The organism is Streptomyces fagopyri, from assembly GCF_009498275.1.
Classification (GTDB): domain Bacteria; phylum Actinomycetota; class Actinomycetes; order Streptomycetales; family Streptomycetaceae; genus Streptomyces; species Streptomyces fagopyri.
Genome location: NZ_CP045643.1, coordinates 2,397,040 through 2,410,560 on the forward strand (window position 1 = coordinate 2,397,040; position 13,521 = coordinate 2,410,560).

General features: G+C 70.2%; 9 protein-coding genes and 2 pseudogenes. 5 read left to right on the top strand and 6 right to left on the bottom strand.

Features of this window, described 5'->3' with window-relative positions:
• Positions 1–57 precede the first annotated feature (57 nt).
• Positions 58–1,317: a cytochrome P450 family protein gene (locus GFH48_RS10265; protein WP_153287969.1), complete on the bottom strand. Its 1,260-nt coding sequence runs from the start codon at positions 1,315–1,317 to the stop codon at positions 58–60.
• 240 nt (positions 1,318–1,557) lie between these two features.
• Between GFH48_RS10265 and GFH48_RS10270 the strand changes: the two genes are divergently transcribed.
• From GFH48_RS10270 to GFH48_RS10280, 3 genes are all read left to right on the top strand, one after another.
• Complete coding sequence (locus GFH48_RS10270; protein ID WP_228120502.1) at positions 1,558–3,180, top strand: FAD-dependent oxidoreductase; 1,623 nt, start codon at positions 1,558–1,560, stop codon at positions 3,178–3,180.
• Positions 3,181–3,231: 51 nt separating this feature from the next.
• Positions 3,232–4,257: an amidohydrolase family protein gene (locus GFH48_RS10275; protein WP_322746986.1), complete on the top strand. Its 1,026-nt coding sequence runs from the start codon at positions 3,232–3,234 to the stop codon at positions 4,255–4,257.
• Positions 4,258–4,770: 513 nt separating this feature from the next.
• Positions 4,771–5,808 carry a helix-turn-helix domain-containing protein gene (locus GFH48_RS10280; RefSeq protein ID WP_153287970.1) on the top strand — a complete coding sequence of 346 codons (1,038 nt, stop codon included), beginning with the start codon at positions 4,771–4,773 and terminating at the stop codon, positions 5,806–5,808.
• 51 nt (positions 5,809–5,859) lie between these two features.
• Here GFH48_RS10280 and GFH48_RS10285 read toward each other — a convergent pair whose 3' ends face one another.
• Complete coding sequence (locus GFH48_RS10285) at positions 5,860–6,624, bottom strand: GNAT family N-acetyltransferase (RefSeq protein ID WP_153287971.1); 765 nt, start codon at positions 6,622–6,624, stop codon at positions 5,860–5,862.
• A gap of 629 nt (positions 6,625–7,253) precedes the next feature.
• Here GFH48_RS10285 and GFH48_RS10290 point away from each other — a divergent pair.
• Positions 7,254–8,666, top strand: coding sequence for a serine/threonine-protein kinase (locus GFH48_RS10290; RefSeq protein ID WP_228120503.1), 1,413 nt, complete (start codon positions 7,254–7,256; stop codon positions 8,664–8,666).
• Positions 8,667–8,845: 179 nt separating this feature from the next.
• On the opposite strand, the pseudogene GFH48_RS40100 reads toward GFH48_RS10290, so the two are convergent.
• From GFH48_RS40100 to GFH48_RS10305, 3 genes and pseudogenes are all read right to left on the bottom strand, one after another.
• Positions 8,846–8,992, bottom strand: a pseudogene (locus tag GFH48_RS40100) (mycothiol conjugate amidase Mca); the annotation flags it as partial.
• 25 nt (positions 8,993–9,017) lie between these two features.
• Positions 9,018–9,884: an alpha/beta fold hydrolase gene (locus tag GFH48_RS10300; protein ID WP_228120504.1), complete on the bottom strand. Its 867-nt coding sequence runs from the start codon at positions 9,882–9,884 to the stop codon at positions 9,018–9,020.
• 84 nt (positions 9,885–9,968) lie between these two features.
• Positions 9,969–10,328, bottom strand: coding sequence for an ArsR/SmtB family transcription factor (locus GFH48_RS10305; RefSeq protein WP_194280545.1), 360 nt, complete (start codon positions 10,326–10,328; stop codon positions 9,969–9,971).
• 92 nt (positions 10,329–10,420) lie between these two features.
• Here GFH48_RS10305 and GFH48_RS10310 point away from each other — a divergent pair.
• Positions 10,421–11,530: pseudogene (locus GFH48_RS10310) on the top strand (cation diffusion facilitator family transporter); the annotation flags it as partial.
• Positions 11,531–11,786: 256 nt separating this feature from the next.
• Here GFH48_RS10310 and GFH48_RS10315 read toward each other — a convergent pair.
• Positions 11,787–12,827 (bottom strand): cation diffusion facilitator family transporter, encoded by a 1,041-nt coding sequence (locus GFH48_RS10315; RefSeq protein WP_153287973.1) that lies wholly within the window; start codon positions 12,825–12,827, stop codon positions 11,787–11,789.
• Positions 12,828–13,521: the final 694 nt, after the last annotated feature.

Here is a 13,521-nt window from a genome sequence, read left to right on the forward strand (position 1 = left end):
GGACTCGGGACAGGGGCCGGCACCCTGGCCGGCCCCCACGGCACCGCGGGTCCGGCCTCAGTGGGCGTTCAGCGTGACGGGCAGTCGCTTCAGGCCGCGGAAGGCAGGGAACGGCACGGTGAGCCATTCGGTCTCCTTCGGGCTCTCGGCCAGGTCGATCCGCGGGAAGCGGTCGAAGAGGCTGGTCAAGGCGAGCTGCATTTCCATTCTCGCGAGCGGCGCACCGAGGCAGTAGTGCGGTCCCGTGCCGAACCCGAGGTGGTTGCTCTGCACTCCCTGTCGCGTCACATCGAAGTCATCGGGCGCCTCGAAGCGTTCGGGGTCGCGGTTGGCCGACGTGATCGCGATCTGCACCAGGGAACCCTTGGGGATCAGCGTTCCCGCGATGGTGATGTCCTCGAGAGCGTGCCGGAACGTCGCGTTCTCGACCGATCCGTCGAAGCGGATGATTTCTTCGATGGCGTTCGGGAGGAGTTCGGGCGAGGTGGTGATCCGCTGGAGCTGATCACGGTGGGTGAGCAGATTGTAGACGGCGTTGCCGATCAGGTACGCGGTCGTCTTGTGCCCGGCGAACAGCAGGATCCAGAGCGTGGAGACCAGTTCGCCGTCGGTCAGGGAACCCTGCTCGTCCTGGGTGCGAATGAGATCGCTGAGCAGGTCGTCCGACGCGTTCTTTCTTTTGCGCGCGATGAGTTCCTGGAAATAGCGGTGCAGGGTGCTCTCAGCGTCCGCCAGACGGTCCTTGTCGCCCTTGCTGAATCCTGTGCGCGCCACGACGCTGCACCACTCCTGGACATCGTCCCTTTCCTCTTCGGGCACGCCGATGAGTTCGCAGATCACCTTGAGCGGGAGAGGGAAGGCGAATGCGGGCAGAAGATCGACCACCTCGTCGGCCGCGCAGTTGTCCAGCAGCGTGTCGGTGATCTCCTGAATGCGCGGCCGCAGGACTTCGATACGGCGGGGAGTGAAGGCCCGGTTCACGATCCGGCGCAGACGGGTGTGCTTGGGAGGGTCGGAGAAGAGCATGTTGTCGTCCAAGGCGATGGAGGAGTCGCCGAAGATGGTGTGGTAAGCGTCGATGGCCGCGTACATGTCTTTACTGATACGCGGGTCCGCCAGAGCGGCTTTCGCGTCCTCGTACCGGGTGATCAGGTATGTCTCCACGCCGTGCGGGGGCGTCAGACGGCTTACGGGAGCGGTCTCGCGCAGTTGCCGGTAGACGGGGTACGGGTCGGCCCGGTACACGGGGCAACCGCGGGACGCCGCCGCTACGGCGAGGCTCGTCGGGTCCTGAATCTCCTGCTCAAGCTGGGTCATCGTCGGCCCTTCTGATTCCTGCCGTAGCAGTGGCGGATCTACCGGAACAGTGCATGTATTGACGAGGACCGAGATGACAAAACGACATTCACCCGGCCGCCAATTCGGGCGTCGGACCGAAGTCGCCCTGGGCCGCCACCGAGTGACCTGTGTGGAGGAAGGCGGGATTGTGCGCCGCGGCGACGGGGGACAGCTTGTCTGCCGCCGCAGTTGTTCAGGGTGTGACGAGGAGGATGGATCGTGGAGAAGCGTGACGGAGGCAGTGTTCCGGTACTGATCGTGGGCGGATCCCTCGTAGGGCTGTCCGCATCGGTCTTTCTAGGACGCCGGGGAATCGACCACCGGGTGGTCGAGCGCCGTGCGGCCACGTCGGAACACCCTCGCGGCCGGGGGAACAACATGCGGACGATGGAGTTGTTCCGTACCGCGGGCCTGGAACCGGATATCAGGGAAGCGGCGGCCACTCTGGCGGGCAACCACGGAATCATGCAGACCGACCGACTCTTCGGTGGTCGGAGCCGGTGGCTGTCCGCCCGGATCACCGGGCGCCCCCCGGAGGCTGACATGTGCTCCGCCCAAAGGTGCGCGTGCAGCCAGAACGACCTGGAACCCGTCCTGCTCAAGCACGCCCGTGCCCTCGGCGGAGATGTGCGCTTCGGTACGGAACTGGTGTCGTTCGCACAGGACGAGGAGGGGGTGAGCTGCGAACTGCGGGACCGGGAGAGCGGCGAGACCTCCTCGGTGCGCGCGGCCTATCTCCTGGCGGCGGACGGCCCCCGCAGCCCCGTGCGTGAACGCCTGGGCATCGGCCAGAGCGGGCAGGGCGACCTGTTCCACAACGTGAGCGTCACCTTCCGCAGCAAGATGCTGCGCGAGGTGGCGGGGGACCAGCGTTTCCTGGTCTGTTATCTGAACGGCGACGACGGCGAAGGGGTACTGCTGCCCGTCGACAACGAGGAGCACTGGGTCTTCCACGTGCCGTGGTTCCCCGAGCGGGGCCAGGAGCTCGAACACTTCACCGATGTCCGTATCGCCGACCACATTCGGGCGGCGGCCGGTGTGCACGACCTCGATGTCGAGGTGACCGGCCGGGCCCCGTGGCACGCCGCGGACCGGGTGGCCGATCGGTACCAGGACGGACGGGTCTTCCTCGTCGGCGATTCCGCCCACGAGATGCCCCCCACGGGCGCCTTCGGCTCGAACACCGGCATCCAGGACGCCCACAACCTGGCCTGGAAGGTGGCCGCGGTACTCCGCGGCTGGGCGGGCGAGAAACTGCTCGACACCTACGAGAGCGAGCGGCGGCCGGTCGCCCTGGCCACCAGCGCCCGGGCCATCGTGCAGGCGGCACGGGAGCAGCACCCGGGCTACAGTCCGGCACGGAGGGCCGGTCAGGGTACCGATCTGATGACCACGGCCCTCGGCTACCGGTACGTGTCCACGGCGGTGGCCGACGCCGACCCCGACGTTCCCGTCATCCCGGATCTCCTGGAACTGCGGGCCGCGCCGGGCACTCGCGCACCCCACATGCCGGTCACGCGCGAGGGCATCGCCGTGTCCACCATCGACCTGTACGAGCAGTCCTTCGTGCTGCTGTCCGGGTCGGCCGAAGGCCCCTGGTCCGCGGCCGCCCGCGCGGCGGCGGACCACGCCGGCGTCCCGGTCACCCCGTACAGCATCGGCCCCGGCCCCGGTTTCGATCTCGACACCGGCACGGCCGACTGGGCCGCAGTCCACGGCACCACCGCCGCGGGCGCCGTCCTGGTCCGCCCCGACGGCTTCGTCGCCTGGCGGACAGGAAGCATTCCCGACAGCCCGGAACAAGAACTGACGCGTGTTCTGCAGGCCGTCCTCAGCCACTGACCCACCTCACCCGGCTGGCCGTGCCCCGCCCCAAGCCTTCAGGAGCTACCCGTGCCCCAGTCTGTCGACACCGTCGGACTCCATGCCTCGGCCGACTGCTGCCAGACGGCAGACAGCAGCCCCGACAGCCGCCGGGAGCGGCTGGACGTCCACCATCACTACACCGCGCCCGAATGGGTGCGGTGGGCCGAAAGCCGTGGAATCGCCAGCCGCGACAGCCTGCCGCCGTGGACCCGGTGGGACGAGACCGCCGCCCTGGATCTGATGGACGGGGCAGGCATCGGCACCAGCGTGCTCACCGTCGCCATGCTGGGCCGCATCAAGGAGACCGAGACGCGCAAGGAGAGCGCCCGTGTCGCGCTCGACGCCGCCGGCGCTCTGAGCGGCAGGCGTCCGGACCGCTTCGCCTTCTTCACTCCCGTCTTCCTCGACGACGCCGAACTGTCCCGCTGGTCCGTCGGCTACGGAATGGACGAGCTCGGCGCGGTCGGAGTCAGTGCCCGTACCAGCGTGGACGGCCTGTATCTCGGCAGCCCCGAGCTGGACCCCCTGATGGCCGAGCTCGACGAACGCTCCGCCGTGATCAGTACGCACCCCATGGAAGTGCCCTCCCCCAGCGCCCCCCAGGGGGTACCGCCCTACCTGTGCGACTTCCTCATGGACACCACCCGCGCGGCCCTCAGCCTCATCATCAACGGCACCCTGGACCGGTTCCCGCGCCTCACCTTCATCCTTCCCCACGGGGGCGGGTACCTCCCCTACATCGCGAGCCGCGTGGAAGCCTTCAGCCACCAGCTCACGCCCGGTGTGGACCCCTCCCGCGTCCGCGACTACGTGCACCGCTTCTTCTACGACACGGCCGGCCCGATGTCGCCGTCGGCCACGCCCACCCTCCTGGCCCAGGCCGGCTCCTCGCAGATCCTCTACGGAAGCGACTGGCCGCCCACCCCCGCCGGCGTCGTCACCGGAACGACGGCGCCCGCACTGGACAACGACCCCGCTCTCGACGCACAGGACCGCAGCAGCATCAACCGCGGCAACGCGCTGCGCATCCTGCCCGCCCTCGTTACCACCTGACGGTCCGTTGGACGATCGGCGCAACTCCCCTTCGCGAAAGGGACATCGCGTTCACGGAAGCCGCATCGCGCCGTCCTCACAGAACGCCTGCCACCGCCACCCGTCCTCCGCACGCGGATGACACCCGCGGCCGCGAGCAGCCCCGCCTCGACGAGAGGCGGGGCTGCCCCGTTTCCTCCCGCGGTCCGAGATCCACGCGTGGACGCCGTTCGGGTTCCCAGCCGCGTGTCCTGCAGAACGCGAACGGACCGCCGCTCCTCGCCGGTGTCCCGGCCGACTGCGCCCATGGCGGTGAAAGGCCGTGCTCCCTCGGTCACGGTGGACGCCGAGATCGTGTACGCGTGCCACCCGGTCGGACCTCCGTGCCAAAACCTCTTGATCATTGTCGACAGGCTTCAGCCGAGCACCTAAAGTGCGAGCGCGACAACGATGTCACCACCCCGCAGGCCGGCCGTCCGTCGACCGCTCCGCGCACCCACCATCCGTCCGTCAGGGCGTCGAAAAGAAACGCACATGATCGACCAGAAACGGGAAGGCGTCGCGGGATCGCCGCAGCCGCAGGATCGAGACCGCGCCACTGATTTCAAGACCTTCATGAATCTCACGAATCGACAGATTCAGGATCGTCGCCGGCATGTCTTCCAGGAGTGGGAAGGCGGCCCGTTCTCACATCTCACCCGCCTTGCCATCCCTCACCAGTTCGCGCACCACGGTTTCAGATTCGCGGCGAACGGCCATCTCTTCAAGCGTCTGCTGTCCGTCAAGGTGTACTGCGATTCCTTGACGGGAGTTTCGGGAAGCGATCTCGACGAGGATCCGATGGTGGCCGACCTGGTGACTTCAGGCCGGATCGTCTTCACGAGCAAGAAAGTCTCCCACACCGTCACACCGGGCCGGATCTGCATTCGCGACACGAAGGCCTCCTGGAACTTCACCTGCGCGCAAGGCACCCGTGTACGCGTCGTGACGATACCGCGCCATCTGGTGCTCTCACGCAATGGGTCACCCGGGGCACTCGACCAGGCGTACATGTCGGACGTCTCGGCCCCGGAAGTTCGGTTTCTGATGAACTTCCTGCAAGCGATCGAAAAAAGCAGCAGCGACCTGGACGGTTCGCCGCACACGCAGAATCTCGCACTGGATGCGTGCGCCGGCCTGTTCGCCGGAATGCTCTCCCACCGCTCCGAGTCCGGACCGGAGGACCATCCGAACGCCACGGTGAAAGCCGCGAAGAACGTCATCGAGCGAAATCTCGACAGACATGACCTGTCCCCCGCCATGATCGCCAGGACGATCGGAGTGTCCGTTCGCACACTCCACCGGTCCTTCTCGGAATCGAATGACTCCCTCATGGCCTTCACCCGCCATCGGCGCCTGCAAAGGGCGCACGACGAACTGATACGGATGGACGGCGCGGCCAAGGTGTCCGAAATCGCCGCACGCTGGCATTTCGCAGACGCGAGCCACTTCATCAGGCACTTCAAATCGTTCTACGGAGCGACACCGGCCGCTTACGTCAGGGACCACGGCAGGGCGGGCGGCAGGAACTGAACGCGAACGTGGCGGGAGCCCCGTTCGCGCGGCCGGTCGCCGTGGCAGCCGCTATGCCGGAGCCCTGAAGACGGTGAGGACCTCTTCGGTGCGGAAGTCCGCCGAGGCGTAGACGGGCTCGCCCATCGTGCTGGCGTAGAGGTAGGCGGTCGTGGCGCCGGCGGCGTGGTGGGCGCGGACGATCTCCGTCGTGACGGCCCGCCCGTGGCCTCGCCGCCGATGCTGGGGCAGCACGGCGATGTTGAAGATACCCAGCAGCTCGCCCTGGACCGCGGCCATCCCGGTTCCGACGGGCCCGCTGTCGTCCTCCGCCAGGTAGAAGGTGAATCCTTCCGTGCTGGCCAGACCGGGGTCGGTGAACAGCTCGAACGTCTCATGGGGCACGCCGAAGCCGTCGGCCATGGTCCGGGCGTACAGGCCGAGTTCGTCACCGCCGACCGGGCGCACCCGCAGCGAACCGGTGACCGGCGGCGGTGCTCCCGCGTCGGGCCGCCTGATCATCAACGGCAGTCTGGTGACGTGGGTCAGTCCGTTGCGCGTCGCCACGTCCGTGACGCGCTGTCCCGGCAGGCCGCGTACCTGGATGCTCCAGGCGAGCCCCCGCAGTGCCTCGCTGCCGGCGAGGGCCCCGATGACTTCGGGGTCGGGATCCAGGTTCGGGCTGATGACGGCGTTCAGGGAAGCGACCGGGGAGCCCGAGACCGCCACCACGGAACCGTCCGAATGCCTGTGGCGACGATCTGCCGCGCACAAGGCGTGACTTACGGCCGCATAGGCGAGCGCGACCGGTCCGAGCGGGTCGTTCGAGGACGTCATGGATGAGCTCCGTGCGAGGTGAGGGCGGCCGAAAGAGGGTCCGGACGGCGGGACTTGGACGGGGAGGGCGGTACGCGGTGCGGTCGCGTACGTCTCCACGACGGGTTCCTGTCTTGCCGGTCACCCTCCTCACGCGCGAGGTCGGTGACCGTATGCCGCCGTCGCGGCGAACGATTCCAACCCATCACATCGTGCGGGACCTCGATAGAACGCCGGGGCCAACCCGTCCTGTGGGAGTGCCGTATGCACGCGGCGGCCGGTCGCGCGTGACCCGTGGGGGCGTGGCCCTCACGATGCGCGCCGAGGAGCCGACCCGGGGCGGAGGCCGGCTCCGCCGCGAACGAGGCCGACGCGGCTCGGGTTCCCTGTCTGCGTGCCGGGCCGGGTTCGGATCGCCTGGCTGTTCCCGGCCGGGCGGAGGCCAACAGAACGAGCGCGCCGGAGATATGGAATCCGCACGCCAACCCGGTTGCGGAGAAGCCGTCTTGACCATGGCGGCGGATATATTCGCCCGAGGCCGAACCCGATCATCGGACGAATTGGGCGACTGGTGACCGCGAGTGTTTCGCCTGGCCCGTCCCTCCGTCCGGGGACACTGAGCGCGAAAGACAGGGAGAGTGGTCGCCCCCATGCTCGATCAGGGCGCCATGCCCACGGGGCAGGGCCGCGTCGTTTCCGGCCGCTACCGATTGCTGTCGTCTCTCGGCATGGGCGGCATGGGAACGGTCTGGCGTGCCTACGACGAAGTGCTGCATCGCGAGGTGGCCGTCAAGGAAGTCAGGGCTCCTTCCGAACTCACCGCGGCACACGTCGAAAGGCTGAACGCCCGGCTGGAGCGTGAGGCGTGGGCGGCCGCGCGGATCTCCCATCACAACGTGGTGACCGTCTACGACGTGGCCAAGGACGGCGGCCGTCCGTGGATCGTCATGGAACTGGTCCGCGGTTCGTCGATGGCGGACCTGCTCGGATCCGAGGGTGCGCTCACTCCGCGGCACGCGGCCCATGTGGCCGCCGACGTACTGGCCGCGTTGCGTGCCGCCCATGCCGCCGGGGTGCTGCACCGCGACGTCAAGCCGGCCAACGTCCTGCTGGCGCACGACGGCCGAGTGGTGCTCACGGATTTCGGCATCGCCACGGTCGAAGGCACGTCCGCGCTCACGATGACCGGCGAGATGGTCGGATCGGCGGAGTTCCTCGCGCCCGAACGCGCGCTGGGCGGACAGCCCGGTCCCGCGTCGGACCTGTGGTCGCTCGGCATTCTGCTCTACGCCGCGGTCGAGGGACATTCCCCGTTCCGGCAGACGACCCCGCTGATCACCCTCCGCGCCATCGTCGACGACGAACTGCCCCCGGCCCGCCGGGCGGGCCCTCTGGGACCCGTCATCGAGGGGCTGTTGCGGAAGGATCCGGCCGAACGCCTGACCGCCGAACAGGTCCACCCGATGCTGCGGTCCATCCGCGCGGGCGCCGCCGCCCACGTGACCGACAGGACCTCGTACGCGGCCGGAAGCCGGGCGACGACCGCCGTCGTGGGCGGACCGGTGTCTCCGGCACCTCCGCGGCGCCGCCGGCGCACCGCCAAGGTCCTGGGAGTGGGCGCTGTGACCCTGCTGCTCGCCGGCGGCGCACTGACCTACAAGTTCTCGGGAGGCGACGCGGAGAAGAGCCGGACGCCGGCCGGGCCCGCCACGGTTAAGGTCATCGTGACCGGTACGTACGGCTACTTCAAGGGTTCCTGCCCGCCGGGCAGCGCCAAGTCCCCCACCGTCACCGCGACGTTCACCGTCGACCGGACACCGGCCCAGGTCTCGTATCGATGGGTGACGGAGCGCGGCTCGGTGACCGACACGCGCTGGCAGACACTGACGTTCGCCGACTCCGACCTCACGACCCGATCGAAGACCGTGGACTTCTCCACCTACTACGGGGACGACTCGGTCCGCACCCTCATAGGGGTGGAGGTCCGCGAGCCGACGGTGACCCGGTCGAACAAGGTGCCTCTGATCATCGAGTGCGAGGACCCCGGGAACCCGGAGGGCTGAAGGCCGGTGGTGCCACCGGTGCGTCACCGCGACCGCACTCGCCGACTCAGGATCTCCGACCGGCCGTTGGAATCAGCCGACGAGGTCGGACAGCGTCGGACGGCGATGTCGGCTGTGGTGTCGGTGGCGATGACGGCGGTGCTGTCGACGGCGATGTCCCTGGCCATGACGGCGGCGGTGACGCCGGCGAACAGGTCGTCCTCGGGAAGCGACGTGTCGACCAGCGAGCGGGCCGGCTCGTACTCCTCGGTCGGCCGGACCTCGCGCTGGATGTCGAGCGGCACCCGGAACCACGGGCCGTCCGGGTCCATCTGTCCGGCGTACGACCACGGCATCAGCCCCTCCCTCCGGTCAGCCCTTCTCGTTGCGCACCAGCCATTCCAGTGCGGCGGCGGCGTGACGCAGGACGGAGATGTGGCCGTCGGCCGGGTGGAGGGCGAGTTCCGAGCGGGGGCACCGGCTCGCGAGCCACTGGCTGTGGGAGCAGGGGACGACCCTGTCCCGGCCGCCGTGCAGCAGGAGCACGGGACCCGTGATCGACCGCGGATCGCATCCCCACGCGGCGACGTAGGCCAGGTCGTCGTCGATCAGTCCGCCCGGGCCCGCTTCGACGGCGGGGCCGACGACATCGTGGAACCAGGACCACTCACCGGCGAGGGCCGCGTGGTCGGCGGCGGTGAACATGGCGGGGTCGTACGTCGCTCGCGCCTCGTGGCGCTCCTTCTCCTCGCGGCCCGCGACGGCAGCGGTCAGCGATGCCCGACCGGACTCGTTCATGCCCGCGAACCAGTCCAGTCCCTCAGCGCCGAAGGGGGCCGGCCCCGCCACGCTCACCGTGCCGAGCACCCGACCCGGCAGCAGCGCCGCACACGCCAGAGCGTGCGTTCCGCCGCCCGAGTGGCCCATGAGCGCGAAACGGCCGATCCCGAGCACGTCCGCGACCCGGGTGACGTCGGCGGCGGCCGACGCCGCGTTCCGGCCCGGCACCGGGGTCGATCCGCCGTAGCCGGGACGGTCGTACGACACCCAGCGGATGCCCAGCCGTTCGGAGGCCGCGAAGAGGGGCTCGGGCGGCGCTCCGATGTTGGGCGTGCCGTGGTGCCAGAGGACGACCAGGCGATCCGATCCGGCCCCGCCGGTGTCGTGGACGCGCAGTCTGCGCCCGCCGTCCAGTACCAGCTCGCTCCGTGTCACCTCGGTGCCCATGGACTCGGCCATCTCCCTTCGACAAGGCGTCGGTGGCGGCCCACCGAGTCCCGGAGGAAGCGGCGCGCGCCCGTCGCCTCCTCCCCCTCGGCCGCGTCATTCGTGCGCGGGACGGTCACTGATCCTGTGGTCGGCCAGGTTGAGGGCCTCGTCCACCACCCGGCGCAGGTGGCCGTCGCGCAGGGCGTAGACGACCCGGCGGCCCTCCTTGCGGGTGGTCACGAGGCCCGCGAGGCGGAGCCGGGCCAGGTGCTGGCTGACGGCCGGGCGGGCGGCCCCGCAGGTCTCGGTGAGCGTGGTGACGTCGGCCTCGCCCTCGGCGAGGGCGTGCAGCAGCATCAGGCGGGTGCGGTCACCCAGCAGGGCGAGCAGTTCGGCGGCCAGGGCGAACTGCTCCTCGCCCGGTCTGCGCGGGTGCGCATCACTGGCAGGTGACAGATGCATGCGTGCGCTCATATGCACATAATGGAACGATGGGCGGCATCGTGTCCACCGCCACGGCGCCGGCTTCCCTCCCGCGTACCGGGCGGCCCGGAAAGGGGATCCATGTGAGCCACCACCACACACACGGTCACGCACACCCGCACAGCCACGAGCCCGAGCATGAGCGCGGGCACGGGCACAGTCACGGGCACAGTCACGGCGCCGCCTCAGCGCCGACGGCCGGCCATCGGCGGCGGCTCGGGCACCGGCTGCGGCATCTGCTGACGCCGCACTCGCACGAGGCGGCCGACAAGGTGGACGTGGCGCTGGAGTCCTCCGCGCGGGGCATGCGGGCCCTGTGGGTCTCGCTGGCCGCGCTCGGCGCGACGGCGCTCGTCCAGGCGGTGATCGTGGTGTTCTCCGGGTCGGTCGCGCTGCTGGGCGACACCGTGCACAACGCGGCGGACGCGCTCACCGCCGTCCCGCTCGGCATCGCCTTCGTCCTGGGCCGGCGCGCCGCCAACCGCCGCTTCACCTACGGCTACGGGCGGGCCGAGGACCTGGCCGGCATCGCCATCCTGCTGACGATCACCGCATCCGCGGCCTTCGCCGCCTGGGCCGCCGTCGACCGCCTGCTCGACCCGCGGGACGTCCGGCACGTCCCGGTGGTGGCCGCCGCGGCCGTCGCCGGATTCATCGGCAACGAATGGGTGGCCCGCTACCGCATCCGTGTCGGCCGGGAGATCGGCTCGGCCGCCCTGGTCGCCGACGGCCTGCACGCCCGTACGGACGGGTTCACCTCCCTCGCCGTCCTGCTCGGTGCCGGTGGCGCGGCGCTCGGCTGGCGGTCGGCGGACCCGATCGTCGGACTGCTGATCACCGCGGCCATCCTGCTCGTGCTGCGGGACGCCGCCCGCGAGGTCTTCCGGCGGGTCATGGACGCCGTCGACCCGGCCCTCGTCGACTCCGCGGAGACGGCGCTGCTGACGGTCGGCGGGGTACGCGAGGTGAGCGAACTGCGGTTGCGCTGGATCGGTCACCGGCTGCGCGCCGAGGTCGCCGTCGTCGTCGACGGGGACATGTCCGTGCGCGCGGCGCACACGGTCGCGGTCGCGTGCGAGCACGCGCTGCTGCACGCGGTGCCGAGGCTCGACGCCGCCCTGGTGCACGCCGACCCGGCGACCGCTCCCGGCGAGGCCGATCCGCATCTGGCACTGGCGCATCACACATCGGCGCTCCACATGTCGGTGGCCCACATGTCCGCGCCCCACACGTCGGTGCCACACACGTCCGCACCTCACACCCACACGTCGGTGCCACACACGTCCGCGCCCCACACGTCGGATCGTCCCGAGCCCGCCCCTCACACACCGTCCCAGCCCACACATGGCGAGCACCCACAGGTCGGCCACACGCGTGACCAACACCCGCAGACCGGTCGCGCACGGGCCGATCGCGCCTCGGTCTGACCCTGAGGCCGTGCCCGCCGGCTCAGTGTTCGTGCGGTTCGTCCCGGTGGACCGGACCGTGGGCGTCCTCGCAGTGTCCCGGGTCGTCGAGGAGCTTGCGGTCCCCGGGGAGCGTCACCTGAAGCACCTGCTCCGAGGCGTGGTCGACCTGGAGCGTGGTGTGCGTGATGCCGTAGCCGTGGCGCAGGAGTTCCTCCAGGTCCCGGCGGACGGCGTGGCAGTCCCCGGCGGGCTCGACCAGGACGTGCGCGGACAACGCGGCCTGGCCGGACGTGATCTGCCAGACGTGCAGATCGTGCACCTCGACGACGGCCGGCAGGGCGACGAGCCGGTCGCCGAGCGCGTCCGGGTCGACATTCGCGGGCGCGGCCTCCAGGAAGATGCGGCCGGACTCGCGCAGTAGCCCGTACCCGGCCTTCGCCATCAGGGCCACCACCATCAGCGTGGCGATCGGGTCGGCGCGGGTGAAGCCGGTCAGGACGATCACCAGCGCGGCGACCGCGGTGCCGACGAAGGCGAACAGGTCGTTCAGGATGTGCTGGTAGGCGCCCTCGACGTTGAGCGAGGAGCGGTTGGCCTGGGAGATGCACCAGGTGGCGGCCACGTTCACGGCGATGCCGACGAGGGCCGTGACGAGCATCAGGCCGCCCTCGACCGCGGGCGGGTGGACGAGTCGGCGCACCGACTCGTACGCCAGCCAGGCGCCGAGCAGCAGCAGCGTCAGACCGTTCGCCTGGGCCGAGAGGATCTCCGCGCGCTTGAGTCCGTACGTGAAGCCGCCGCGGGCCGGGCGTGCGGCGAGCCGCATGGCGATCAGGGAGAGCACGATGGACGCGGCGTCGGTGAGCATGTGCGCGGCGTCGGAGATGAGGGCCAGCGAACCGGCGAGGACACCGACCACGACCTCGACCGCCATGAACGCGGTGATGAGAGTGAGCGCGATCGCCAGCCAGCGGCGGTCGGCGTCCGCCGACACCCCGTGCGAGTGGCCGCCATGACTCCCTGAACCGTGCTCGTGCCGCTGCGCGTGCCCGGATCCGTGGTCATGACCGTGATCGCTCATGCTGTAGGTGTTCCCCCTGTGCGTCGAGTGCCTCGATCGAAGTGAAACGCACGGCCGGGCATTCGGCAAAGGCTGCACCGGTCACCGTTGTCATCTTCGGTAGGAACCCTGTGAGCTGCGGCGACGCATTCACCGGCGCGCACCTGCCCTAGACGGCCGCCGCTCGGGGCGCTCGGCACCGAACCGGTCGGGCCCGGCCCGTTCGGCTCGGCCCGGCCTGCTCGGCTCGGCTCGGCTCGGCGAGGGAACCAGGGATCGACGCCGACGGGGGCCGGCCGGATGTTCGACACGTCCGGCGGTGGGTCCCGCCCGGTCAGCCGGCGACGGGTTCTCCCCGTCCTGACGCCGGTTCACGTGGGCGCCGGCCATGACGCGAGGGTGCCGCCCGGGCGTGGTGTCGTCGGCGCCGCCGCCGATGACCGGAAACCCCGTCCCCCGCACGCCCGGCGGCAACGAGTTCGCGCCGTTCTTCGAGGCGGCCGCGGACCCCGTCCAGGCCCGGATCCCGGCGGAACGAGCCAGAAGCGGCCCTGGGAAACGGCGATCAGGGCGCCCGTGTCCGGTCGGGCGGACGGCGTCGGGCAGCCGGGCGGGATCGGGGCCGGGGCGCTCCTGGCCGGCAGGGGGCGCGCTGGTCCCACGGGTGCGGACCGCGGTGGACGCGTGCGTGTCCGCCGGTCCACCCGGCCTGCGG